This is a genomic window from Acinetobacter sp. 778_lipA (assembly GCF_058242985.1).
In genome coordinates this window covers 4068483-4093849 of the sequence record NZ_JBZAYT010000001.1, presented here as the reverse complement: position 1 = coordinate 4093849, position 25367 = coordinate 4068483, and the positions used below count along the sequence as shown (strand labels likewise).

The window sequence follows — 25367 nt, the reverse complement described above, 5'->3', positions numbered from 1 at the left end:
AAAAGTCTCAGTTGATAAGTTTATTTTTTAGACAATACGTAAATACTTTTTGTTGAGTTTGTTAACTTATAAAAACGTTATAGGCTGAGAATAGTGATTTTTTATTGATTGAAAGTGTGCATAATAATGGAGGCATAATTTAAAACAAAAAAGGAACTTCACGTGAATAAACAGGAATTTGATTATATTATTATCGGTGGTGGAAGCTCAGGCTGTGTGTTGGCTGGGCGTTTATCAGAAAACCCGCAAGTTTCTGTTTGTCTACTTGAAGCAGGGGGGCAGGTGAGGGTTGGAAAGTAGAAGTTCCTTGTGCAGCAGTGATTAGCATTCCAACCAAGATCAATAACTGGGCCTTTGAAACTGTACCGCAAAAGGGCTTAAATGGTCGTAAAGGTTATCAGCCTCGTGGAAAATGCTTAGGTGGTTCGTCGGCAATTAATGCCATGGTGTATATCCGTGGACATCGACAAGATTATGATGATTGGGCAGCCTTAGGCAATACTGGTTGGTCATATGATGAGGTCTTGCCTTATTTTATTAAGTCTGAAAATAACCAAAGAATTAAAAATCAATATCATGGCAATGCTGGACCACTTTCAGTTATTGATTTACGCAGTGATAATCCCTTACAGCAAAAATATATCGCAGCCGCCAAAGAGCAGGGTTATCGAATTCTGGATGACTTCAATGGAGAAGAGCAGGAAGGTTTAGGCGTTTATCAAGTGACCCATATCAATGGGGAGCGTTGTAGTTCCGCACGGGCTTATTTATTTCCTCACCGAGATCGTAAAAATTTAACGGTTGAAATCCATGCACAGACTCAGCGAATCTTGATTGAAAATGGCGTGGCTGTTGGGGTGGAATACAAGCAAGGTGGTCATCTGAAACAAATCTTTGCACGTCGAGAAGTGTTATTGAGTGCGGGAGCGATGCAGTCGCCACAGATTCTGATGCTGTCAGGTGTTGGCGACCAACAAGAACTTGCGCAACATGGCATTGAGGTGAAACAACATTTACATGGTGTAGGGAAAAATTTTCATGATCATCCTGATTTTATTTTTGGTTATAAAGTCAGTGAAATTCAAGGCACCTTTGGCTTATCTATTCCAGGTTCAATTGATCTATTTAAACAAATTAGGCGTTATCGTAAAGAACGCCGTGGTTTGATGACTACGAATTTTGCTGAGTGTGGCGGTTTTATTAAAAGTTCAAATGAGCAAAGTCTACCAAATTTACAATTACATTTTGTGATTGCACTGGTGGATAACCATGCACGAACGATGCACACAGGGCATGGTATTTCCTGTCATGTCTGCCTTTTAAATCCAGTCAGTCGGGGATCGATTAAGATAAGTGGGCCAAGTATCGATGATCCTTTATTGATTGATCCGAATTTTTATGGTGAAGAATCTGATTTAGAAGAAATGGTAAAAGGCTTTAAACTCACTCAGAAATTAATGCAATCTGATGCTTTTAAAAGCATGATTAAAGAAGATTTATTTACAGCCACGGTAAAAACAGATGAGGACATTCGCCAAGTTTTAAGAGATCGCTCAGATACCGTTTATCACCCTGTGGGAAGTTGTAAAATGGGGGTAGACGATATGGCTGTGGTTGATCCACGGTTACGGGTTTATGGTATTCAAAACCTGCGTGTGGTCGATGCGTCAATCATGCCAAAAGTGGTGAATGGCAATACCAATGCCCCTGCAATTATGATTGCAGAGAAAGCGGTTGAGATGATTAATCAGGACCAAGCTGGTGTGGCGTTTATTGAAAAGAAAGATAAAGTGCGTGTTGCAATCTGAGTCTTTAGATATTTAAAAATCAGTGGGTGGGCATTCAAACCCAAATAAGCCCATAAAAAAACGCCCTGAAGGGCGTTTTTACTTTTTACATCAGATTTAAAATCTTATGCAGATTTTTTAGCTTGATCTTCTAAAGAAGCAAGCATATGGCCTGTTTCTTCAAAGTTATAGTGCCAAGAAAGTGCTTCGCGAAGAATATGCGGCGTTTGACCGCCTTTTTCACATGCACGATCAAAGTAATCATTCAATGCATCACGATACATTGGGTGAGCACAGTTGTTGATGACTGCACGAGCACGTTCACGAGGCGCTAAACCACGTAAGTCAGCAAGACCTTGTTCAGTCACAAGAATATCAACATCATGCTCAGCATGGTCGATATGTGAAGCAAATGGAACAACAGAAGAGATGTCGCCACCTTTTGCAATTGATTTGGTCACGAAGATTGCTAAATGTGCATTACGTGCGAAATCACCTGAACCACCAATACCATTCATCATCTTGGTACCGCAGACATGGGTCGAGTTGACGTTGCCGTAAATATCGAACTCAAGTGCAGTATTGATCCCGATGATGCCTAAGCGGCGAACCAATTCAGGATGGTTTGAAATCTCTTGTGGACGTAGAACCAGTTTGTCTTTGTATTGTTCTAGGTTGTTAAATACTTTTTCGCCATATTTAGCAGAAAGGGTAATTGATGAACCTGAAGCAAACTTCATTTTACCCGCATCAATCAACTCGAAAGTACAGTCTTGCAGTACTTCTGAATACATCACCAAATCTTCAAAGTTAGAATCTTTAAGACCAGTTAATACCGCATTGGCAATCGAACCGATGCCTGCTTGTAAAGGACCAAGATTCGAAGGTAAACGACCTTCTTCAACTTCTTTTTCAAAGAATGCGATTAAGTGGTTGGCAATACCTTGAGTTTCATCATCTGGTAGTGTCACTGTTGATGGAGAATCATGATATTCGTTGTTAATTACGATACCCACGATTTTTGCAGGATCAATATTGATTGCAGGTGTACCAATACGTTGATCAACATGCGTCAAAGGAATTGCTTGACGTGTTGGACGGTAAGTTGGGATATAAATATCGTGTAAGCCTTCAAAAGCAGGGCTTAAGTTGGTGTTGATTTCAACAATCACTTTTTCAGCAAAAATTGCAAAGCTTGCAGAGTTACCCACAGATGTTGTTGGAATGATGCCACCATCTTCAGTAATCGCAATCGCTTCAATCACCGCAACATCAGGTTTTTTCAACTGGAGGTTACGCATTTGCTCAACAGTTTCAGACAAATGCTGATCGATGAACATCACTTCACCATTGTTGATGGCTTTACGTAAAGTGTTATCGACTTGGAATGGTAAACGACGCGCAAGTACACCAGCTTCAGTTAATTGTTTGTCTAGATCATTACCTAAACTTGCACCTGTGATTAAAGTAATCTTCAACGGATTCACTTTGGCTTGTTTTACCAGCGCTAAAGGTACAGCTTTTGCTTCACCTGCACGAGTAAATCCACTCATCCCCACAGTCATCCCATCTTGGATAAAAGTTGCAGCTTGTTCTGCGCTCATGACTTTGTCATGGAGAGATGCTAAACGAATACGATCTAAAGACATGGTTTACGCTCAATTCTTGTTCAAAACTAGACGGATTGTACCGCCCTCAAACTGAATTGTGCATGCCTCTAATGCTAAGGTCTAATTTTTTCAATAAATGCAGGTATAAATTCTGGTGATGGTTTTTAAGTTGTTATTTATTAATAAAATAATGATGGCTGTTTGTTAAATAAACAAAGTTAAGTGCTGGTTTATTGAGCAATCACTAAAAGTGATCACTCAAACTTTGTTTGATTTTTTGAATTGGATTTGTAGGTATCGATTCTTCCTCAACTTTTATTGAAGTTGGTAGTGAAATGATGGCTTGTAACCCGCCTTCAGGACGGTTGGAAATCAACAGTTCACCTTGATGAATATCCACAATCCGTTTGACGATGGCCAAACCTAGACCACTCCCTTGTACTGTACGTGCGGCATCACCACGGACAAAAGGTTGCATAAGTCCTTCAATTTGGTCTTCGGGAATTCCTTCACCATTGTCTGCTACACAGATTTTAATATGCTCATCTTCTACAAAAGCACTGAGTTCAATTGGTTCAGCCCCATAGCGTTTTGAGTTGTTGATGAGATTGCCAATCAGGCGTTTTAACGACAGTGAGCGTGCAGTAATGATCGGTAATTCTTGCGGCGTGAACTGAATATCTAAGGGTTTAAACTGAATGATTAATTCTTGTAGCAAAGCATTGATATTGGTTTCTTGAAGCTCCTCATCTGAGCCATCACGCATATAGGAAATAAACTGGCTTAAAATGGCATCCATATCATCAACATCATAAATCAAACCTTCTTTTAAAAAGTCATCATCAGACATCATCTCTGCACTTAAACGGATCCGTGTCAGCGGTGTTCTTAAATCATGAGAAATACCCGCCAACATGATTTGGCGATCACGTTCAGTTTGTTCAAGTGTATACACCATCTGGTTAAAAGCTTGATTCACCTCACGAATTTCTTGTGGTCCGTGATTGGTTTCCAAGTAGGGTGCCTTTCCTGTTTTACTGTAGTTATTTGCTGCATGTTGTAAGCGACGTAACGGGCGGTTGAGCTGTCTGACCAGTGTCAGGATGATCGCTGCGGCAATCAGTGGAATACCCAATAACCAGGCTAAAATCAGTTCAGGACTATAGTTAGCATAGGTATTGAGAGGTTCACGGACCCAATTGCCATTCATTTCAGGGGTTTGAACCCAAATGCGCGGACTGGGCTTAAACTGGAAATAAACCGTCACATCTTTGATTTTTAATTCTTGAGCAAGCTGGTTCTCAATACGATTGGTAAAGAAATCTGCAATAATTTTGTCTTTTACATTTGGGTATTCTTTGGGATCTGTAACATATTCAACCCCAACCCGTTGCTTTAACCATTCGTCAATATCGAGTTGTATTTCGTCATGGTAAATCTGCAAGCGCGGATTATTGACCATTTCCAGTTCAACTGCCAAAAATCGTGCATGTTGTTGAATTTCAGGTAAATAAAGCGTTTTCCAGAAAAACCACAGTGACATAAATAGGCTAAAGAACACCACGAATACCACCAATACTGTGGTGCGCATTGCCGCTGAACGAGGTTTGACTTTATCGAGGAAGCGTTCCCAAGGTGTACGTTTGCGTTCTTTGTAGGTGACAAAGTCGGTAAATTCTTGTGGGTCTATGGGTTCTAATTTCACAGGAGCATTCCAATCTGTGCGATATTCTTAATCTATGGATTTCAGTTTAAAGGATGGCAGATTTATCGCAATATTAAAAATGTTAGGTTACTCGGCTTTAACTTATTTATTGTCATAAATACTCAGATTAAAATATTTAAACTCAACAAAATAGGAGACTTATTGCATTGAGATCAAACAGTTTTTGTAGAGTCGCCCAATATGCTTATATTTAAAATACCAGTGAAATCATAAGTAAATAAGTGTAGCTCTAGGGCAAAGCCATCAAGACTATTATTTAGGATGAATAAATATGGATAAAAAAATACTGGACACATGCAAAACCAAGTATGTGACCAGTACTTTTGAAACTGATTCATGCTATCGAATCAAGATCTATTTATTCCGCACCATCTGGAACGAACACATAACCTACGCCCCAAACTGTTTGAATATAACGTGCGCGTGCAGGGTTTTCTTCAATCAAACGACGTAAGCGAGAAACTTGAACATCGATTGAACGTTCCATTGCACCCCATTCACGACCACGTGCAAGATTCATCAACTTGTCACGTGTTAATGGTTCACGTGGATGCTGAACTAATGCCTTCAAGACCGCAAACTCACCTGTGGTTAATGTGACCACTTGCCCTTCACGCGTCAGGGTACGTGTTGATAAATCTAAAGACCAAGGGCCGAAAGACACAACTTCTACGTTTTGACTTGGTGCACCTGGAACTTCACGGACTTGACGACGTAATACGGCACGAATACGTGCTAATAACTCATTTGGATTAAATGGTTTAGGCAAATAATCATCCGCACCAGCTTCTAAGCCAGCAATACGGTCAGAGTCACTGCCTCGTGCGGTCAGCATGATGACAGGTGTATCTATATTTGATGAGCGTAAACGTCTACAAATGCTTAAACCATCTTCTACAGGAAGCATAAAGTCTAAAACGATGAGTGAAAATAACTCACGTTGTAATAGGCGATCCATCTGCGTTGCGTCGTGGGCCGTTTTTACCACAAAGCCTTTATCTTCAAGGAAACGCTGTAAAAGGGTACGTAAACGCACATCATCATCGACTACTAAAATGCGTTCGACGCGGTCAGTTTCGTTATGTACGATATCTGTATTTTCAGCAGGTACAACCAAACTCATGATGTACTCCCTTAATGTTGTAAATTATAAATATTCGTCAATCTCAGTATACTGCCTAAGCTCTTGTTAAGACTATGTATCAAATTGCTCAAAAATACAATTTTCAGGCTGTTTTGAAACCAAAAAACAACATCTATAACGATTTAAGATGATTCTATGTTTATAAATAAAAAGATATACCATATGCAAATGAAAGTTTTATGTATTTTGGCAATAAGTTTTGCTTTAAGTGCATGTATTAGCCGACTTTCCAGACCTGAAATCTCAGGACAAGTGATTGACCAATTTGACCAACCGATTGATCAGGTTCAAGTTGGTGAAACGCAAACAGATGTGCAGGGTAACTTTCGACTCAAGGAGCGACGCTATGCTGCATTTTTGCTGAAAGAAATCATGTATATGGAAGCACCACCAATATTTGTACAAGAGCGTCTAAGTAAACAGGGTTATCAGCCATGTGATTTGCAATATTTCAATTCTCATGGCGGTGGACAGCGCAAAGGTGCACAGTGGAAAGTTGGAAAAATTATTTTACAAAGCAATTTAAATGTAGCAAAGCAGGATGAAATACCCGATTGCACTGTAAAAACTCAAGAAAAATGATCTTTTATCACTTTTTTCACTGCTAATTTGCAAAACAATTGTGGATTTTATGGTCTTGGTCTTTATAATCACTAACTTTTAGTCCTTATCCTTGTGGAATTAAACACGATGACTGACTTAGTTCAGCAGTTGGCAAGTGAACTTGCCGTACGTCCAAACCAAGTAGAAGCTGCCATTAAACTGATAGATGAAGGCTCTAGTGTTCCATTTATTGCACGTTACCGTAAAGAAGTAACGCAAGGCTTAGACGACATCCAATTACGCCAACTTGATACACGCCTTGTTTATCTACGTGATTTATTTGAACGCCGTGAAAAAGTAATCGAATCATTAAAAGAACAAAATAAGCTCTCTGATGACTTACTTGCTCGGGTAAATGGCGCTGAAACAAAAAATGCATTAGAAGAACTTTACGCACCGTACCGTCCAAAACGTACCAGTAAATCATTCAAAGCGAGAGAAGCAGGATTAGGGGAATTTGCTGAGAAAATTATCGCAGAGCAAATTGATCCGACTGAAGCTTTGGCTGGTTTTAGCCATGAAGAATACCCAGATGTTGAAAGCCAATTAGACGCGATTCAACACATCATCATTGATGACTGGGCACAAAATATTTCATTAACCACGGAACTTAAATCAACATTTGCCAAAACAGCGGTGTTAAAAAGTTTAGTGGCATCTGATGAGAAAAAAGAAGTCGGTAAGAAATTCCGTGATTACTTTGATTTCTCTGAAAATTTAAATAAAGTTCCTTCGCATCGTTTATTGGCAATGCTACGTGGCCGCCAAGAAAATGTATTGGGTCTTAAAGTTGATGGTGATGATCATGCACCACTTGCACGTATTGAAACTGAATACGCGCTTGAAAGTGTTCAGCCACAAGCACGTCAAGATTTCTTAAAGCAAATCGCAAAGCTGTTTTGGTTAGGTAAAATTCGCCCAACGATTGAGCATTCTTTGTTGACTGAAAAGCGCCTTGCAGCAGAATCAGAAGCAATGGACGTGTTTGCAGAAAACTTACGTCATTTATTGCTTTCTGCACCTGCAGGTTCACGTACAACTTTAGGTGTTGACCCTGGTATTCGTACAGGGGTGAAACTGGCGGTTGTTTCAAATTCAGGTGATGTGCTTGCGCATAGCACAATTTATCCATTTGCACCAAAAGAAGATAAAGCAGGTTCGATTGCTGAACTTGCACGTCTTTGCCGTGAATTTAATGTAGATTTAATCGCGATTGGCAATGGTACTGCGAGTCGTGAAACTGAAGCTGTTGTTGCAGAAATGATGGCTGCAAATGCGGATCTTACATTAACGCGTGTTTCTGTAAGTGAAGCTGGTGCATCTGTTTACTCAGCATCAGAATTGGCTTCTGCTGAACTGCCTGAGCTTGATGTTGCGATTCGTGGCGCTGTTTCAATTGCACGTCGTTTACAAGACCCATTGGCTGAACTGGTAAAAATTGACCCTAAATCTATTGGTGTAGGTCAATATCAGCATGATGTGAATCAAACCAATTTGGCAAAAACATTAGATGCTGTGGTTGAAGACTGTGTGAATGCGGTGGGTGTAGATGTAAATACAGCATCTCCAGCAATCTTGGGCTATATCGCAGGTTTAAATAAAGCCATTGCACAGCAAATTGTAGATTACCGTAAAGAAAATGGTCGTTTTGACAATCGTCAAGCATTGAAAAATGTACCACGTTTAGGCGAGCGCACATTTGAGCAAGCTGCTGGTTTCTTACGTATTCAAGATGGCTCAGAACCTCTAGATGCATCATCTGTTCACCCTGAATCGTATGGTTTGGTCAACAAAATTGTTGAAGCGAAAGCGACCACAGTGAAAGATATCATTGGTAATACTGAAATTATTCGTCAAGTGAAAGCAGAAGATTTTGCTGACGACAAATTTGGTCTACCAACAATTCAAGATGTGTTAAGCGAGTTGGAAAAACCAGGTCGCGACCCTCGTCCAGAGTTCCGTACAGCAAAATTCCGTGAAGATATCACTGAAGTCAGTCAATTGACTGAAGGGATGCAGCTTGAGGGTGTGATTACCAATGTGACTAACTTCGGTGCATTCGTCGATGTTGGTGTGCATCAAGATGGTCTAATACATATTTCAGAACTTGCCAATGAATTTGTTTCTGATCCACATAAAGTGGTGAAACCAGGGCAAATCGTACAAGTACGTGTGTTGACAGTAGATGCTGAGCGCAATCGTGTGAATTTATCGATGCGCCCAGAAGGTTCGGAAGCACCAGCTAAAGCACCACGTCAAAAGCGTGAGTTCAATAACAATGAACAACGCGGTGAGCGTAAGCCTCAGGGTAAACGTCCACAGCAAGGTCGTCCAAACTATGACAATAAAGACAAAGCACCACGTCATGACAAGAAACCACAAGCAGCTAAACCTCAAGAAAACAAAATTGGTGGTTTAGGTGCGTTGTTATTACAAGCAGGGATTAAAGGGTCTAAATAAGCCTTAATTTCTCCATAAAGAAACCGCCGTAAGGCGGTTTTTTATGGATTAGACAATTGCAGAAAGATCACAATCTTTTTTAAATGGGCATGCTTCCCCAACCACAAGATTTTCAAGTAGATTCTGAATATTCTGTAATTGGAGAATTTTTTCACCAATGACACTGAGCTTGTCTTTTAAAATCATATGAAATTGTTCTGCTGGAATTTCATTAACGTTGACCAAGTCTAAAATCTGTTTAATTTCAGCCAAAGTAAAACCTAAATTTTTAGCGACTTGAATCAGTTGTAATTGCTGTAAGTCTTGTTTTGAATAATCCTTATAACCATTATTTCGTGTCAATGGGCGGATAAGATCAAGCTTTTCATAAAAACGAATGGTATCCCGACTGAGATTTAATTGCTCTGATAATTCACCGATTAACATCACTTGCTCCAAATTTTATGTATTTGCAAGAAACACTTGACTGTGGAGTGTACTCCATCCTTTAGCTTAAGTGCGAGCATATAAAGGGTGTATAAAGTGATGCAAAATAATCAAAGTGTAGAAAAAGTTGCTTTGGTGGTTGGTGCAACAGGGTTTATTGGTAAATTTCTTGTAGCACGATTACTTCAAAGCAATGACCAAGTTTTTGCCTTGTGTCGTCGTCTCGATCAGCAAGAGCTGAGTTTGAGAACGTGGCTGGAAAAACAAGGAATAAGTCATCAAAAATTATTCTGTCTACAAGGCGATGTTACCTTGCCTGATTTGGGTATTTCAGCTGAAGATTGGAAACGGCTTGCTAAGGTAAATTATTTATTTAATACCAGTGCATTATTTGCATGGAATCTTTCGACACAACAGGCAAGGGAAGTCAATGTTAGAGGCTTAATCAATTTACTTGAATGCGTAAACGAGCATTGCCAATTGAAACGGGCAATTCATCTTTCTGGCTATATGTTGACACTCACTCAGCACTTACAAGATGCTGGGGTCTGTTTAGAAAATATCGAGAGTACGAATTGGGGGCGGGTGTACCAAAAACTGGGTGCTTATGAGGCTTCTAAAATTGAAGCTCATTTTGCTTGGGTAAAATGCGCTCAACAGTTGAAAATTGATTGGACAGTAATCCATCCAGCAACAGTGGTAGGGGATGAAAATTCTGGCGAAATTGCAGAAAACCAGCCAATTGCTCACCTGATTACCCAGCTTAAACAGGGTAAAATGACCGCAATTCCTGCAACTCCTCAGCATTATTTACCTTTGGTTTCAGTGACAATGTTGGTCAATGCGATATTCAAAGCATCACAGGATCAACTCACAATTCACCAAGATATATTGATTGCCAATCCTACTCAGATTTCTTTACAAGCTCTTATTGACAATGCGGCTCACAGATTAAATCTAAAAGCACCGCAATATTTTGTTTCGCTACACATCTTAAAATTGATTTTAAGATGGAAGTGGCTTGCTCAAAAGCTGGATCTATCTGCTGAGATGTTGAGCTTTATCCGAACTGAGCAATTAAATATGGATCAGTTTTTAACATTAAATAAGAAATGGCAAATACCAGAAACCAATCTTAAACAGACCATTGCACTGACTGCAGAATGGGTAGATCGGAATCATCAGATCTAGCAATAAATTGCCCATTTCAATAAATGGGCAATTTATTATTATCGTGTTGTATAACCACCATTGGCAAAAATAGTCTGACCTGTAATCCACCAACCCTCTGTCACTAAAAAGCGTACCAAAGGTTCAATATCTTCAATCTTGGTTAGACCACCCAGTGCAGAGGCAGATTTATGATAGGCCACTGCTTCAGGCGCTTCTTGACCATAGAAAAATGGTGTATCCATTGGACCCGGTGCAACAGCAGTGACGGAAATACCACGATCGCCGTACTCTTTCGATGCTGCACGTGTATAGTGTTCTACAGGTGCTTTTAAGCCTTCATAGGTTGAATATAATCCTGTGTAGGCTGCCAAAAGGCTGGTCACGATAGAACAAATTTTTCCACCATTGTTAAGATGTTTACCCGCAGATTGAATGAAGAAATAGGCAATTTTATTGTTAATGTCATTCATTGAATCAAACTCTTGTTCTGTTGTTTCAATCAATGGTTTTTTAAGTACTCGCCCTACGGTATTAATCGCGATATCGACACCACCGAAGATTTCTTTGGCTTTGATGAACAATGTTTCGATATTTTGAATATTAGAGAGGTCTGCTTGTATCAACGTTGCATTAACACCAAGTTGTTCAACGGCTTTGAGTGTTTCTTCTGCATCTTTTTGGGTTTCTAGACTGTTGTAGTGAATGATAAGATTTGCTCCTTGTTCTGCAAATTTTCGCGCGATCAGACCACCTAGGTTTTTAGCGCCACCCGTAATAATCACTGTTTTATCTTTTAAGCTATGCTGCATCATTTTTATTCTCCAATTTTGATAAATGATGCTGAAATTCTAAAAGCTATTTTTTGTTCTAAATAGTGATTAGAATCGAATAGATTGTTTGAAAAAGTTGAATAATAAATGGATAAAATTGACCGGCTAAAAATTTTTTGCTTAGTTGCGGAAAAGCATTCATTTGCCCAAGTCGCTAAAATGCTGGATTTACCACGTTCAACAATTACCTATGCAATACAAGGCTTAGAAAAAGAATATCAAGTATTGTTATTTAATCGAACAACGCGAAAAGTTAACTTAACCAATGATGGGGTTCAGTTTCTTAAAGAAGTTCAACAATTGATTTTTCAGGCTGAAGGGCTAAATAAGTTTAAATTAAAAAACCGTCAATATAAGGGACAAGTTAAAATTGGCTTACCGTTAAGAATTTCAACGCAATATCTTCTTCCTTATCTGCATGAATTCTATGCAAAGTATCCCAATATTAAAATTTCAATTTATAGCCACGATCACTATTCGGATTTAATTGAACAGCGACTGGATTGTGTGCTTCGTGTTGGAAATGTGATGAATGAAAATCTAATTGTGAGACCCATCACAAACGTTGATTTATATACAGTTGCTGCTCCAAAATATTTAAATACATTGAAGAATACTCTAGAAAAAGAGCCGTTAAATCAGCATATTATGATTGGTTATCAAATGAAAAATATGGATTCAGATTTTGGAAGTCTGGTATTTAAAGATACCCAGATCAAACTCCCTTATCAACTTTCAGTTGAGGATACCGAAAGTTATTTACATGCGGGTTTGCAAGGGTTGGGGATTATTCAGATTCCAGCTTTTGATGCAATCCCGTTTATCGAGACCAAAAGATTAACCAGAATATTTGAGCACGAAGCATGTCTAAAAATACCCATCAATTTTCTTTTTTTAGAAAGAAAGTATCGACCAGTATATTTCCAATTCTTTATTGATTGGTTGGAAAGCTTACTCAAGCGTAAACTTTCCATGACATCTTAAGCTTACCAATGCTCACCTGGGAACAAACGCGCATATGCTCTTTGTACCAGATTCAATTTTTGTGGCTCACCCACAGACGCAGTAGAACTTGGGAACAAATTAAAGCCAATTGACATTAATTTGTTATTGATTCCAGGCGCAATCGAATAAGTAATAGAAGCTAAACGGCCTAAGTTTGTCGCAACTTTCTTCGGTCGTTTCACAATCGCATATGCCACTAAATCTGCTGCTTGTTCAGGCGAAAGTGTTGGTACATATTTATAAATTTTAGTCGGTGCAATCATCGGCGTGCGGACTAAAGGCATATAAACTGAAGTAATCGCAATTTTATGTGAATGTACTTCCGCAGATAAACAACGGCTAAATGCATCCAATGCTGCTTTTGATGCAACATAAGCAGAGAAGCGAGTTGCATTCGCCAAAACACCAATTGAACTGATATTGATAATTTGACCGTCTTTACGAACCATCATTTGCGGTAAAATATTCAAAACTAAACGAACTGCGCCAAAGTAATTCAGCTGCATCGTACGTTCAAAATCATGGAAACGGTCAACAGATTCATGTACCGCGCGGCGAATCGAGCGACCTGCGTTATTGATCAAAATATCAATATGATCAACAGAGGCAATGATTTGTTTAGACACTTCATCAATAGCATCCATATCATTTAGGTCGCAAGGGAAAATATCAGCCTGCCCACCTTCAGCCTGAATTTCAGCTTGAACTTCTTTCAATGTTTCTTCAGTACGAGACACTAAAAGTACATGTGCACCTGCTGCTGCGAGTTTTTTTGCAACCGTTAAACCGATACCACTAGATGCACCTGTGATTAGTGCAATTTTACCTTGAACCTTTTTTTGAAAAAGTTGCTCTAATTTTTGATTCATAGCTATTTTCCTGATTCTACTGGCATAAATATATGCTGTATTTTTTGTTTCGGGTGATTGGGTCTTTGTTTAAAAGATGATCACTTTTGTTGGAAGGCAATAATATACAAAAAAAATAAAAATACTAGTATTAAGTGACTGAATTTATAAAATATTTTTAGAGTAAATACTCTATTATATTTTTACTTATTTCGTGATTTTTACCATATAAAAATGAGTATTAAAAGCAAAAAATCAATCTTGTTGTATAAAACATAACCAAATAAATTCACTTGAAAATTTGAATATATTTTTAAGTAAACAGAGTTTATTTCAACTCTGTTTATAGGTGGATATATGTAATATTTTTATCATGATTTATGAAAAAGCAAGCTCATCATATGCTTTTTTTAATTGTTCTTTGGCGTGGGTATGACCTTGATGTGCAGCTTGTTCAAGCCACTTTTCTGCATGACTATAACTTCGGTCTAACCCAAGTTGTCCATTTAAGTAGCTGAGTCCCATTTTATACTGAGCTTCTTGATCTCCACGTAAAGCAGCTCTTAAGTAGCACCACATAGCATTACGATTTGCGATTTCATCTAAACTTAGATTTTGATCTTCAAAATGATGTGCTTGCGCTTTTTCGAGAGCAGCTTCGGAAGCATTCTGTTCAAATGCCCGGCGAGATGTTGAATCTCCTAAAAAACGGTTAAAAATATGTACCAACATATACAACCTCCTTGCTAATCCATTAACAAAGTAAAAGAGACTGCTAATCACAAAAAAATGATTAGATATAATTAATCTAGCTGATTTTTTTCACTTTGCAAATAGTTAAATGTAATTTGTCAATTGCGATTTTTACACATTTGTTAAAAAATACATTATTTAACAAACCAACAATTTTTATTTAAAAGATTAAATCACGCACTGTAATTTTATTACATTGAGAAAATTTGCTATATTTAGGTTGTTTTTTTGATTTCGGATAGAATCTGTGAAACGCTCAAGTGTTTTCATCACAGTCTTGCTTAGTTTGTTTATGTTCCAAAGTCTTTGGAATGTAGCGGCGGCTTTTTGTGATCATGAAAATACTGCGCTTCCATCACAAAGATTAATTAGTCAGCATTTTGGGCACCATAATGCGCCTGATTGTACTCAAGATCAGCAACAGCATCCGCAGCTATTGGATGTGTATGGGATAGATAAACCGATTTCTGATCAGTCCGCGTCAAAACAATTATCAGCACACCAACATGATGTGCGTTCCAATGATTTCCTTAATCATATAAATGATGATCATCGTGACCATTTGCCTTCCTTTGCGCATTTTATTGTGGTTGATGATCAGCAACAAACAGCGCAGCCTAAGTTTATAGGTATAGGCTACCCTGAATCCCGCTTTATTGGCTGGAATAATTTGTACCAGTCACCTGATCTATATTTGCCCAATCCTCCGCCTCTCTCATCCCCGCTATAAGGTGGGGTAGCCAAAAAGATTGCCCACCGCTAATGGTTTAATTTAGTGGGGCATTTTTATGTCAAAAGAAATACGTAATTTAGTACAAAAGCCTGTATTTGGTTTTAGGCCGTCTTTGCTCGGTGCACTGATGTTGAGTGTGATGTCATCTCTTAGTTGGGCAGACAACCCATCTCAAGCATTAACCTTACAACAGGCAATTGCAAAAACTGAGCAATATCAGCAAACGCAGAACGTCTGGCAAACACAGCAACAAATTGCAACGGCGAACATCAAACAAGCAAAACTGTGGACAAATCCAGAGTTATCCGTATCGCAAACGGGTTTTGGTTCCAATCAAGATCAAGAGCTTTCAATTGGTGTTTCTCAACGATTGGATATTTTTGGTGAACGTAAGTCAGCACAGAGGTTGGCACAACTTTCAAAAGATCAAAGTGACTTAAATCAGCGGATTTATCAGGCTCAACTTGAATTGGCTGTGAAATACCAATGGTCACAGCTCGCGATTTTTGAGTTAGAACGCAACGTGGTTCAAGAGCAGCTCAACGTCAGTGAAGAAAATCTGAATGCGATTCAGAAGCGCTATCAAGCCGGAAGTGTCGCTCAGGTTGATGTAGATCGTGCCAGACTGAGTCATGCAGAAAATGCTCGCTTATATCGTCAAGCCGATTTGCAGGTGCAAGTTGCCAAGCAGCAATTGTCCAACCTTTGGGGGGATGCTGATAAATCGATTCGTATCGGTTTAAATCCTCAATCTTTATGGCCGTCTTCGACACACCAACAGGTACAAGAATATCTCGCCGACAATCTTTTTGAAAAATCACGTCAGTTACAGGTGTTGCAAGCAAAAGCGACAGTGGCGCAATTAAAAGCTTCGGCACGGCCTAATCCGACTGTGAATTTAGGCGTGAATCGTACTCGATCACCTGAAACCTCGACTGACAATGCTTTAGTTGTAGGGGTCTCTATCCCATTGAATATTTTCAACCGCCAGCAATACGGTGTGCAAATTGCGCAAGCAAAGCAGGATTTACTCAGTAGACAACAGGAGTTTTATCTCCGCCAAAATGCTTTGCAGGTGGGAACATTATTGACTGAATTGCAAGGACTGGAAGTACAGTTTAAAGCAGTCGATGAGTCTCAGATTCCGCTTGCAGCTCAGGTTCAACGTAAAACTTTGCAGGGGTTTACTGTCGGTAAATTTGCCGTTAACGATGTGCAACTCGCAACGTTACAGTTGCAAGAAGTGCGTTTGAGAAAAGTGCAATTATTGAAAGATGGCTGGCAACGTGCCATTGAAGCGGAAAGTCTGAGTCTCGGTATTGAACCAAGTCAAATCATGGCAAAAGACGCTTTAGCACAGATCAATCAGAGTTTATGGCAGGAAACACAAGCTTTACCAATCGTGGGTGGGGGAAATTAATATGCTGAATCAATTTAAATCTTTTAAACTTCAGAAAGGCAAAATTTCTCAACGCCTACTGATCATCATTACTATTGTAATGACTGCTCTTATTGCCATGGGGTTGTTCTTTTCAACCAAAAAAGGCACGAGCAAAGAAGGCGGTGAAAAAGAAGCAGAACATGCTGAAGAAGGACATTCACATGATGAAAATGCTAAGGGAACCACCAAAGATGGTTCCGAAGAAGCGAAGCACAGTGAAGAAGAGGGTGGCGAGAAAGAGAATGCTGAAGCCATTAGTTTGACTGCTCAGCAGATTACTGAACAAGGAATCAAACTTGCTAAAGTAGAGATGGGTACTGTTACCAAATCAGCTTCTTATCCTGCAAAGGTTATGGTCAATACCGACCGTCAAGCACATGTATCACCTGCATTTAGTGGGCAGGTGGTTGCAGTCAATGTTGAGTTAGGCCAGCGTGTGCAAAAAGGGCAGGCATTGGCGACCTTGGTGGTGCCTGATTTGGTTGATCAGCAGGCGAATTTACAGGTCGCACAAACAAGCTTAGAGCTGGCACGTCAGGACTATGAACGAGAGCGTCAGTTATGGTCACAAGGTATTTCTGCCAAGCAGGATTATCAACGGGCTTACAATGCCTATAAACAAGCACAGATTCAGGTACAAGCCACCAGATCACGTTTATCTGCTTTTGGTGCCTCATCGAGCAGTAATGGTCGCTATGTTCTCACAGCACCAATCGCAGGCATCATCAGCAAAAAAGATTTGGTCATGGGTGAAAATGTACAGCTTGCCAGCCAGTTATTTATCATTGATCAACTGGATCAGTTATGGCTTGAATTTATTGTACCAAGTTCTGAATTCTCAGCGATTGCACCAAATCAACAGCTGGAATTTAAGTCACTGCAAACAGGGAATACCTTTAAAGCACAGATTCAAAGTTTAAATAGTGAAGCTGATGTGCAGACTGGACGTTTACAAATGCGTGCCAAAGTGTTGTCGAATGCGGCTGAATTACGCCCGAATTTGATGGTCAATGTTCAACTGCAACAACAAGGCACTGCTCAAGCATTGCGTGTACTGAAAAGTGCCATACAGAAAGTTGAAGGAAAGGATATTGTTTTCGTTTCCAGTGAACATGACAAGAAAATCGAGTTTACTGCACAGCCTGTTGTACTGGGTCAGGTATCCGGTGATGGTCAGTGGATTGAAGTGAAGTCTGGTTTGACCCAAGGGCAGCAATATGCAGCTCAAGGCAGCTTCTTGCTGAAATCTGAATTAGAAAAAGGAGAGGCGAGCCATGGGCATTAATGATTCTTCTGATTCTAAGTTAGATCTCGATGCGGATTCAGCATTACCTCAACCTGAAGGATTGTTTGATCGACTGATTCAATTTTCGATTAAAAATGCCATTTGGGTCATGCTGTTTATTGTGGCATGGATTGGCGTAGGGATTTACGGTTATCAAAAATTACCGATTGATGCTGTACCTGATATTACCAATACCCAAGTGCAAGTGAATACCCAAGCGGCTGGTTTTACTGCATTAGAAGTTGAGCAAAGGATTACCTATCCCATAGAAACTGCGATGGCGGGTTTACCTAAGCTAGAGTTGACCCGTTCTATTTCCCGTTATGGTTTATCGCAAGTGACCATTATTTTTAAAGATGGAACGGATATTTATTGGGCACGACAACAGATTAATCAACGCTTACAAGAAGCCCAAACCGAACTGCCAGATGATATTGCACCGACAATGTCCCCTGTATCGACAGGGCTAGGGGAGATTTATCAGTGGGTGATCAAGGCTAAGCCGAATGCGAAAAAACCTGATGGTACGCCCTATACAGCAATGGATTTACGTGAAATTCAGGACTGGATTGTACGACCGCAGTTACAACGTGTTCCTGGTGTTGCAGAGGTCAACTCCATTGGCGGCTTCAATAAAACCTATGTGGTCACGCCTGATTTAAATCGTTTGCAACAATTACAAATCCCTGTCAGTGATCTACAAAACGCTTTAACTGGAAACAATGAAAACCGTGGTGCTGGTTTTATTGAAACCAATGGGCAGCAATTGACAGTACGTGTTCCAGGAACCTTGAACAATATTGAAGATATTCAAAATGTAAGTATCGGCAATAAAAATGGTTTTCCGATCCGAGTTGCAGATGTAGCGACTGTTTCGATTGGACATGATCTACGTACAGGTGGTGCAACTTACAATGGCGAGGAAACAGTACTCGGTATCGCCATGATGATGATGGGTGAAAATAGCCGTACTGTGGCGAAATCAGTGGATGCCAAAATCAAGGAAGTCCAGCAATCTTTACCGAAAGGTATTGTGATTCAAACCGTATATGACCGGACAGCTTTGGTCGAGCGTGCGATTAGTACAGTACAGAAGAACCTTGTAGAAGGGGCCATTCTGGTTATTGTTATTCTGTTCCTATTTCTTGGTAATTTCCGTGCCGCGTTAATTACTGCGTGTGTGATTCCGTTATCGATGCTGTTTACTTTGGCGGGTATGGCTGAGCAGAAAATTAGTGCCAATCTGATGAGCTTAGGCGCACTGGATTTCGGGATCATTGTGGATGGTGCGGTCGTTATTGTTGAAAACTGTATTCGGCGACTGGCAGAGGCACAGCATGCAAAAGGCAGATTACTCTCACGAGCAGAACGTTTTAAAGAAGTTTTTCTTGCGGCAAAGCAGGCGCGTCGCCCTTTAATCTTTGGTCAATTAATTATTCTAGTGGTGTACTTGCCTATTTTCGCTCTGTCTGGTGTTGAAGCGAAGCTCTTTCACCCAATGGCTATGACGGTGGTATTGGCATTGGTGGGTGCAATCATTCTTTCGGTTACTTTTGTCCCTGCTGCAGTGGCTTTATTTGTTAATGGTGAAGTTAAAGAAACAGAAAGTCGCTGGATGCTGTGGTTAAAGCAAAAATATGAAAAACTACTCAATTTAGCCTATAACTTTAGAATGTTAGTCGTCACCCTTGCGGTGAGTATTCTGTTTTTAACAGGTGTGCTTGCCACTCAAATTGGTAGTGAGTTTGCACCCACCTTGAGTGAGGGCGATTTTGCAGTACAACAAATGCGTTCACCAAGTACTGGCCTAGAGCAGTCTTTACGTATGCAGGAGAATACTGAAAAGTTATTGCTCAAAGAGTTTCCAGAAATCAAAGCTATATTTGCCCGTACAGGGACGGCAGAAGTGGCAACAGATGTCATGCCACCTAATATTTCCGATGCTGTGGTGCTGTTAAAGCCACGTGATGAATGGAAGAATCCAAAGCAAACAATTGATGAGCTACGTCAACGTATGATTGCATTTCTTGGTACATTACCCGGAAATAATAGTGAGTTTTCTCAACCGATTGAGCTGCGTTTCAACGAATTAATTTCTGGTGTGCGAAGTGATGTGGGGATCAAGATTTTTGGCGATGATATGGAGGTGTTGAATCAACAAGCCACTAAGATTGCACAACAAATCAAAGGGATTACTGGCGCAACTGCCGTCAATGTGGAACAGACTTCAGGCCTACCACTTTTAAATGTTGAAGTGAACAAAGCCGCGGCAGCGCAATATGGTCTGTCGGTGAGAGCGATTCAAGACTTGGTGGCAACCAGCGTCGGTGGGCAGAATGTTGGGCAAATCCTACAAGGTGACCGCCGTTTCGACTTTGTGATTCGTCTGGATGATGCTCAACGTACACCTGAACATCTGGCCGTTTTACCTATTCAAACACCGAATGGTGGTCTAATCCAACTTCAGGATGTGGCTAAAGTTGAAAATATCCTCGGTATTAATCAGGTTAGTCGTGAAAATGGTAAACGTCGTGTCGTTGTGACTGCCAATGTCGAAGGGCGCGATTTGGGCTCATTTGTCACCGAATTACAATCGACTTTGGCGAAGCAGGAAATGCCTGCGGGTTATTGGTTGAGTTATGGCGGACAGTTCGAAAACCTAACCTCTGCGAAGGCACGTATGCAGCTGGTCGTTCCACTGGCGTTGATAACTATTTTTGTGCTGTTGATGGCCGTTTTCCATAACTTTAAGGAAAGTTTGCTGGTATTTACTGGTGTGCCATTTGCACTGTGTGGTGGTTTGATTGCACTGTGGCTTCGCGGTATACCATTGTCGATGTCTGCAGGTGTGGGCTTTATCGCGCTCTCAGGTGTGGCGGTATTAAATGGTTTGGTGATGTTGACCTTTATTAAGGAATTACGTCAACAACTGGATGTTTATCAGGCCACATGGCAAGGTGCAATTTTACGTTTAAGGCCCGTATTGATGACGGCTTGTGTGGCATCGTTAGGTTTTGTGCCGATGGCGTTGGCTACAGGGACAGGTGCGGAAGTTCAGCGTCCACTGGCAACCGTGGTGATTGGCGGCATCATGTCATCCACCTTACTGACTTTGGTGATTTTACCGGTGATTTATCGCTGGATGAATGAACGTAAAGTTAAAGCACAAACGGATGGTTGATCGTTAATTTAAAAATAACCTCACCGTTCTTAGCCAAGAAGGGTGAGGCATTGAAACTGTATAGACAGTTTATTATTGACTGATAGGCAATACACCTAAACTAATGATGGTGTAATTTTGATTTACAGGTTGAGTGGTTTTGTTAAATGCTTCACTGACTTCAAGCAAATATTGCCCTGAATAAGGAAAAGTGACTGTTGCTGAACCATCTTGAGCAACTAGAACTTTTTGTGCTTGTTTATCGGTTTGCCCTTGAGCACGAATGAGCAGTTCAGCATTTTTGAGTGCTTGTCCTGATTTTTTAATCAAGATTTGTACAGGTTGCTGCGCAGTAATGCTGTTGGGGTGGGTTTTAAATTCGACTTGTATTGCAGCATCAGTGTTGTTTTGAATAGGTGACGTTTTTTCTTTAGAAATATAGCTTTGGATTGACCATTCTCGGTTAATGGTGATCGGTACAGGCGGTTTCTTAAAGTCAGCAGGAATCACATATTCGCGCTCAGCGATCTTACCTGCTTTCTCAGCAGGGACATCAAAAAGCATTTTCCATTCTTTATTATGTTGGACATATTTGAGTGGGAAAGACGCTTTGCTGAACAGGTGATAGGTGCCTGCTTGTGGTAAGGCTAAGTCAAACACCGTAGCCGATTTTAAAGTGCTTGCAGCTTCAACTTGTAATTTGCTTTGATCTGGTTGAATCACGTTGAGCGCGGTTTGTTTCATGGCATGTTCTGCATTTAGTGCTTCTTCAGCATAGGATGCAATCACTGGGATTTGTGTATTTGTGGTGTTATAGCCCAGAGGTGCAACATAGGGTTCATGTGCATAACTATAAGAGCAAAGAAGTACAGAAAGGTAGAGGTATTTTTTCATTGTCGATATTCCATTAACAGGGGTATTTGAACTGTGGAAAATATAGTCGCCATTATATAGAAGAAACCTTATTATTGATAATAATAATTATTATCAATAATAAATAGAAAAAATATTCAATATTTTGATAAAACAAAATCAGAGGTATGAACATGAGTGAACAACAAGGGCATGATCATAGTCATGCTGTCGTCACAGAAGGAAATGTAAAAAAACTAACCTTTGCATTGGCGTTAACCAGTACCTTTCTAATTGTTGAAGTGATTGCGGGTTTCATGACGCAAAGCTTGGCTTTATTGTCCGATGCAGCACATATGTTTACTGATGCAGCAGCATTGGCAATTGCATTGGTTGCCATCAAAATTGGTAAATTACCCGCAGATGATAAACGGACCTTTGGCTATCAGCGTTTTGAAATTTTAGCAGCGCTGTTTAATGCCATGATGCTGTTTGTGGTTGCAATTTATATTCTCTATGAGGCGTATCAGCGCTTTAGCCAACCCCCTGAAATTCAGAGTGTCGGTATGATGGTTGTGGCGGTTATTGGGTTGGTGATTAACCTCATTTCAATGAAGATTTTATTCTCCAGTTCAAAGGAAAGCCTCAATATAAAAGGTGCTTATCTGGAAGTGTTAAGTGATGCACTGGGTTCTGTGGGGGTGATCATCGGGGGCGCAATTATTTATTTCACCGGCTGGATGTGGGTGGATACGATTATTGCTGTACTCATTGGCTTTTGGGTCTTACCAAGAACATGGGTTCTGCTAAAACAAAGTATCAATATCTTACTGGAAGGTGTGCCTGAGGAAATTGATATTGAAAAATTACGTAATGATCTTTTATCGGTTAAAGGTGTAGAAAGTATTCATCAACTTAAGGTTTGGGCCATTACATCTAAAAATGTGCATCTGACAGTACATTTATTTGCACCAGAAGCGGATCGGAATCAACTGTATCAACAGGTCATGGAAATGCTCAGCCATCAACATGGGATTACTGAGATGACGCTACAAATTGAAGACAATGAGTGTATGGTGCATTCGCATGAATCAGATGGGCATGATCACAGTAATGCTGATGATGACACACATACAGATGAAGCAAAAAACCATTCACATTAAGGTGAATGGTTTGATTTGAACATGAGGCAAAGCTGAAGGATTAGATTTGCCACTCATGATTGCAGTCACGGCACTTCCAGCTTTTATTGGCTTGCATAAATGATTGCATTGATATTTTAAAATCAGGCAGATCACGCCAAAACATTACCCCTGCAATCACAGCTGCAATGAAGACCACAACTGTTGCAATTTGCAATGTTTGACCTGCACCGTTGCTGAAAATCCACATCACAATACTAATGACGACCAGTAACAACAAAATAAACAGTAACGGAATCAAAAATACCAAGCTTTTTGGAACAACAGGACGTACAGCAGGCGTATTCCCATGGGTAACAGGCAAGATTTTTCGACTTTGGCACTTTGGACATTGGTATTGCATGGTGGCTCCACATTTATAATCTAAGCATATTCTAATCGTTCTATTTTAGAATGCAAAAAAGACTGAATAGCAGCTTAAAAGCAAAATTTAGGCAATAAAAAACCCAAGTCATTATGCTTGGGCTTTTTACAAAGATGTCGCCATCTTGAATATGGCGTCCCTACGGGGATTCGAACCCCGGTTACCGCCGTGAAAGGGCGATGTCCTAGGCCTCTAGACGATAGGGACAAGTGAGGCAACACAGGTAAAACTTTTGGTGGAGTCAAGGAGGATCGAACTCCTGACCTCTACAATGCCATTGTAGCGCTCTACCAACTGAGCTATAACCCCCAGTCTGTGTGAGCGCAATATTAGGGATATTGCGCTCACACGTCAACAGAAAATTTAATTAAGCTTCATCAACTGCATCATTTTTCGGCAATTTGATGCTTTCGTTCAGTTTTTCCCAAACTTTTGCTTCTTTTTTGCTCGGGCCACCCACAATTTCAAGTGCATGACGTAAACGGGCAAAGGTTAAATCCGGGCCAATGGTGACCATCGATTGCATCACAGGAGTAGATGATGTTGAACCAGCAATTGCGATAAAGAATGCTGGCATGAAATCACGGAGTTTGATTTCCATTTGATTCGCTAAATCCATCAATGTTTGGCTCACAGTATCGTTGTTCCAGGTAAACAAGCTTTCTAAACGCCAAATTGCAAATTGTAAGCTTTGACGAACTTGTTCTTCAGTCAACTTTTTGCTGTCAAATTGCTCTTTGGTCAATGTTGGGAATTGATTGAAGTAAAAACCAGCCCAATTTACTGCTTCAGACAGTAAGTTAATACGTGGTTGAATGGCCGCAGCAATATCTTCTAAGGTTTGGCGATCAGATTTCCAAGCCAAAAGTGTATTTAACAGTTCAGCAGGGCTGAGTGCTTTGATCCATTGTCCATTGAGCCAGTTTAGTTTTTCAACATCAAAAATTGGACCACCCAAAGACACACGTTGAATATCAAAGTGTTCAATCATTTCAGCCAAAGAGAATTTTTCTCTTTCATCTGGCATTGACCAACCCATACGGCCTAAATAGTTTAGTAACGCTTCAGGCAGCACACCGATGTCTTTATAGTAGTTGATTGAGGTTGGATTTTTACGTTTAGACAATTTTGACTTGTCTGGGTTACGCAACAATGGCATATGGCACAATGTTGGCATGTCCCAACCAAAATATTGGTAGAGCAACTGGTGTTTTGGTGCAGATGGAATCCATTCTTCACCACGAATCACATGGGTGATTTCCATTAAATGGTCATCGACTACATTGGCTAAATGATAAGTTGGCAAACCATCTGTTTTGAGTAGAATTTGCATGTCGACTTGCGCCCAAGGAATCTCCACTTCACCACGAAGTAAGTCATTGAATTGGCAAACGCCTTCTTCAGGGACTTTCATACGGATCACATGGGCTTCACCCGCAGCCAAACGCTGTTGTACCTCTTCTGGGGAAAGTTTTAGGCCACGACCGTCATAACCAGGGGTTTCACCACGGGCTTGTTGTTCAGCACGCATTTGATCAAGCTCTTCCGCCGTTGCGAAACAGTAAAAGGCATGACCCTTTTCAACAAGTTCTAAAGCATATTGTTTATAGATTCCCATTCGCTCAGATTGGCGATAAGGAGCATGAGGTCCGCCGATATCAGGCCCTTCTGACCAATTTAAACCTAACCATCGTAGTGAATCTAAAATCATTTTTTCAGATTCAGGGGTTGAACGGAGTTGGTCGGTATCTTCAATACGAAGAATGAATTCGCCACCATGTTGTTGTGCAAAGCATAAATTAAACAAGGCGATATAGGCAGTGCCTACATGCGGAAAACCAGTTGGAGAGGGTGCAATACGAGTACGGACTTTCATAACTAAATATTATTCAGAATGTAAATTGAAACTATTATAACGAAAAAGCCCAACTGCTTAAGGGTTAATTCACCAATAAACGATTGGGC

At 40.2% G+C, this 25367-nt stretch carries 19 protein-coding genes, 2 tRNA genes and 1 pseudogene; 10 read left to right on the top strand and 12 right to left on the bottom strand.

Translation table 11 applies throughout. The features are described from left to right. Window positions 1–162: 162 nt before the first annotated feature. Window positions 163–1808 (top strand): annotated as a pseudogene (locus AC4CUY_RS19380) (GMC family oxidoreductase). Window positions 1809–1912: 104 nt separating this feature from the next. Here AC4CUY_RS19380 and scpC read toward each other — a convergent pair. From scpC to ompR, 3 genes are all read right to left on the bottom strand, one after another. Continuing rightward, complete coding sequence (scpC, locus tag AC4CUY_RS19375) at window positions 1913–3436, bottom strand: succinyl-CoA:acetate CoA-transferase ScpC (RefSeq protein WP_004816606.1); 1524 nt, start codon at window positions 3434–3436, stop codon at window positions 1913–1915. Between the two features lie 205 nt (window positions 3437–3641). Next, entirely contained in the window at window positions 3642–5102 is a 1461-nt protein-coding gene (locus AC4CUY_RS19370) for an ATP-binding protein (RefSeq protein WP_004725361.1), read from the bottom strand. Between the two features lie 379 nt (window positions 5103–5481). Beyond that, complete coding sequence (ompR, locus tag AC4CUY_RS19365) at window positions 5482–6246, bottom strand: osmolarity response regulator transcription factor OmpR (protein WP_004725363.1); 765 nt, start codon at window positions 6244–6246, stop codon at window positions 5482–5484. Window positions 6247–6429: 183 nt separating this feature from the next. Between ompR and AC4CUY_RS19360 the strand changes: the two genes are divergently transcribed. Both AC4CUY_RS19360 and AC4CUY_RS19355 read left to right on the top strand, forming a co-directional pair. Continuing rightward, on the top strand, window positions 6430–6849 hold the full coding sequence (locus tag AC4CUY_RS19360) for a carboxypeptidase regulatory-like domain-containing protein (protein ID WP_154129422.1): 420 nt from the start codon (window positions 6430–6432) through the stop codon (window positions 6847–6849). A gap of 108 nt (window positions 6850–6957) precedes the next feature. Next, window positions 6958–9330, top strand: a complete 2373-nt coding sequence (locus AC4CUY_RS19355) for a Tex family protein (protein ID WP_419306226.1) — start codon at window positions 6958–6960, stop codon at window positions 9328–9330. A gap of 48 nt (window positions 9331–9378) precedes the next feature. Here AC4CUY_RS19355 and AC4CUY_RS19350 read toward each other — a convergent pair whose 3' ends face one another. Then, window positions 9379–9756 carry a MerR family transcriptional regulator gene (locus AC4CUY_RS19350; RefSeq protein WP_004725368.1) on the bottom strand — a complete coding sequence of 126 codons (378 nt, stop codon included), beginning with the start codon at window positions 9754–9756 and terminating at the stop codon, window positions 9379–9381. A 99-nt stretch (window positions 9757–9855) separates the two neighbouring features. Between AC4CUY_RS19350 and AC4CUY_RS19345 the strand changes: the two genes are divergently transcribed. Next, complete coding sequence (locus AC4CUY_RS19345) at window positions 9856–10947, top strand: SDR family oxidoreductase (protein WP_419306228.1); 1092 nt, start codon at window positions 9856–9858, stop codon at window positions 10945–10947. Between the two features lie 38 nt (window positions 10948–10985). Here the strand turns inward: AC4CUY_RS19345 and AC4CUY_RS19340 are convergent, their stop codons facing one another. Beyond that, the gene (locus AC4CUY_RS19340) at window positions 10986–11741 is read right to left on the bottom strand and encodes an SDR family oxidoreductase (protein WP_166781723.1); all 756 of its coding nucleotides are present in this window, start codon (window positions 11739–11741) and stop codon (window positions 10986–10988) included. Window positions 11742–11846: 105 nt separating this feature from the next. Between AC4CUY_RS19340 and AC4CUY_RS19335 the strand changes: the two genes are divergently transcribed. Beyond that, on the top strand, window positions 11847–12743 hold the full coding sequence (locus tag AC4CUY_RS19335) for a LysR family transcriptional regulator (RefSeq protein ID WP_419306230.1): 897 nt from the start codon (window positions 11847–11849) through the stop codon (window positions 12741–12743). A gap of 2 nt (window positions 12744–12745) precedes the next feature. On the opposite strand, the gene AC4CUY_RS19330 is transcribed toward AC4CUY_RS19335, so the two are convergent. Continuing rightward, window positions 12746–13633: an SDR family NAD(P)-dependent oxidoreductase gene (locus AC4CUY_RS19330; protein ID WP_004725376.1), complete on the bottom strand. Its 888-nt coding sequence runs from the start codon at window positions 13631–13633 to the stop codon at window positions 12746–12748. Window positions 13634–13990: 357 nt separating this feature from the next. Continuing rightward, a complete protein-coding gene (locus AC4CUY_RS19325) occupies window positions 13991–14344 on the bottom strand; it encodes an SEL1-like repeat protein (protein ID WP_004816626.1) in 354 nt (117 codons plus the stop codon). Between the two features lie 268 nt (window positions 14345–14612). On the opposite strand from AC4CUY_RS19325, the gene AC4CUY_RS19320 reads away from it, so the two are divergent. The 4 genes from AC4CUY_RS19320 to AC4CUY_RS19305 are packed head-to-tail and all read left to right on the top strand — an operon-like array spanning window position 14613 to window position 21005. Beyond that, window positions 14613–15095 carry a cation transporter gene (locus AC4CUY_RS19320; RefSeq protein ID WP_490774595.1) on the top strand — a complete coding sequence of 161 codons (483 nt, stop codon included), beginning with the start codon at window positions 14613–14615 and terminating at the stop codon, window positions 15093–15095. 58 nt (window positions 15096–15153) lie between these two features. After that, window positions 15154–16518, top strand: a complete 1365-nt coding sequence (locus AC4CUY_RS19315; RefSeq protein ID WP_089605281.1) for a TolC family protein — start codon at window positions 15154–15156, stop codon at window positions 16516–16518. A 1-nt stretch (window position 16519) separates the two neighbouring features. Continuing rightward, complete coding sequence (locus AC4CUY_RS19310; RefSeq protein WP_490774594.1) at window positions 16520–17824, top strand: efflux RND transporter periplasmic adaptor subunit; 1305 nt, start codon at window positions 16520–16522, stop codon at window positions 17822–17824. Next, window positions 17814–21005: an efflux RND transporter permease subunit gene (locus tag AC4CUY_RS19305; RefSeq protein ID WP_419306234.1), complete on the top strand. Its 3192-nt coding sequence runs from the start codon at window positions 17814–17816 to the stop codon at window positions 21003–21005. Before AC4CUY_RS19310 ends, AC4CUY_RS19305 begins: the two co-directional genes overlap by 11 nt. 72 nt (window positions 21006–21077) lie before the next feature. Here the strand turns inward: AC4CUY_RS19305 and AC4CUY_RS19300 are convergent, their stop codons facing one another. Beyond that, on the bottom strand, window positions 21078–21878 hold the full coding sequence (locus tag AC4CUY_RS19300; RefSeq protein ID WP_419306235.1) for a DUF4198 domain-containing protein: 801 nt from the start codon (window positions 21876–21878) through the stop codon (window positions 21078–21080). 152 nt (window positions 21879–22030) lie between these two features. Here AC4CUY_RS19300 and AC4CUY_RS19295 point away from each other — a divergent pair, with 152 nt between their 5' ends. After that, complete coding sequence (locus AC4CUY_RS19295) at window positions 22031–22999, top strand: cation diffusion facilitator family transporter (protein WP_105713824.1); 969 nt, start codon at window positions 22031–22033, stop codon at window positions 22997–22999. A 40-nt stretch (window positions 23000–23039) separates the two neighbouring features. Here AC4CUY_RS19295 and AC4CUY_RS19290 read toward each other — a convergent pair whose 3' ends face one another. The 4 genes from AC4CUY_RS19290 to gltX form a co-directional block, all read right to left on the bottom strand. Next, complete coding sequence (locus AC4CUY_RS19290) at window positions 23040–23381, bottom strand: hypothetical protein (RefSeq protein WP_004725393.1); 342 nt, start codon at window positions 23379–23381, stop codon at window positions 23040–23042. Between the two features lie 152 nt (window positions 23382–23533). After that, window positions 23534–23609, bottom strand: a tRNA-Glu gene (locus tag AC4CUY_RS19285). 26 nt (window positions 23610–23635) lie between these two features. Beyond that, window positions 23636–23711: transfer RNA gene (locus tag AC4CUY_RS19280), tRNA-Ala, on the bottom strand. Between the two features lie 58 nt (window positions 23712–23769). Further along, a complete protein-coding gene (gene gltX / locus AC4CUY_RS19275; protein ID WP_004725395.1) occupies window positions 23770–25278 on the bottom strand; it encodes a glutamate--tRNA ligase in 1509 nt (502 codons plus the stop codon). Window positions 25279–25367 lie beyond the last annotated feature (89 nt).

Bases quoted from the DNA above. Each gene is read 5' to 3' on its own strand.
- scpC (WP_004816606.1), bottom strand. From the start codon at position 3,436: ATGTCTTTAGATCGTATTCGTTTAGCATCTCTCCATGACAAAGTCATG.
- ompR (WP_004725363.1), bottom strand. From the start codon at position 6,246: ATGAGTTTGGTTGTACCTGCTGAAAATACAGATATCGTACATAACGAA.
- AC4CUY_RS19360 (WP_154129422.1), top strand. From the start codon at position 6,430: ATGCAAATGAAAGTTTTATGTATTTTGGCAATAAGTTTTGCTTTAAGT.
- AC4CUY_RS19355 (WP_419306226.1), top strand. From the start codon at position 6,958: ATGACTGACTTAGTTCAGCAGTTGGCAAGTGAACTTGCCGTACGTCCA.
- AC4CUY_RS19350 (WP_004725368.1), bottom strand. From the start codon at position 9,756: ATGTTAATCGGTGAATTATCAGAGCAATTAAATCTCAGTCGGGATACC.
- AC4CUY_RS19345 (WP_419306228.1), top strand. From the start codon at position 9,856: ATGCAAAATAATCAAAGTGTAGAAAAAGTTGCTTTGGTGGTTGGTGCA.
- AC4CUY_RS19340 (WP_166781723.1), bottom strand. From the start codon at position 11,741: ATGATGCAGCATAGCTTAAAAGATAAAACAGTGATTATTACGGGTGGC.
- AC4CUY_RS19335 (WP_419306230.1), top strand. From the start codon at position 11,847: ATGGATAAAATTGACCGGCTAAAAATTTTTTGCTTAGTTGCGGAAAAG.
- AC4CUY_RS19330 (WP_004725376.1), bottom strand. From the start codon at position 13,633: ATGAATCAAAAATTAGAGCAACTTTTTCAAAAAAAGGTTCAAGGTAAA.
- AC4CUY_RS19325 (WP_004816626.1), bottom strand. From the start codon at position 14,344: ATGTTGGTACATATTTTTAACCGTTTTTTAGGAGATTCAACATCTCGC.
- AC4CUY_RS19315 (WP_089605281.1), top strand. From the start codon at position 15,154: ATGTCAAAAGAAATACGTAATTTAGTACAAAAGCCTGTATTTGGTTTT.
- AC4CUY_RS19310 (WP_490774594.1), top strand. From the start codon at position 16,520: ATGCTGAATCAATTTAAATCTTTTAAACTTCAGAAAGGCAAAATTTCT.
- AC4CUY_RS19305 (WP_419306234.1), top strand. From the start codon at position 17,814: ATGGGCATTAATGATTCTTCTGATTCTAAGTTAGATCTCGATGCGGAT.
- AC4CUY_RS19300 (WP_419306235.1), bottom strand. From the start codon at position 21,878: ATGAAAAAATACCTCTACCTTTCTGTACTTCTTTGCTCTTATAGTTAT.
- AC4CUY_RS19295 (WP_105713824.1), top strand. From the start codon at position 22,031: ATGAGTGAACAACAAGGGCATGATCATAGTCATGCTGTCGTCACAGAA.
- AC4CUY_RS19290 (WP_004725393.1), bottom strand. From the start codon at position 23,381: ATGCAATACCAATGTCCAAAGTGCCAAAGTCGAAAAATCTTGCCTGTT.
- gltX (WP_004725395.1), bottom strand. From the start codon at position 25,278: ATGAAAGTCCGTACTCGTATTGCACCCTCTCCAACTGGTTTTCCGCAT.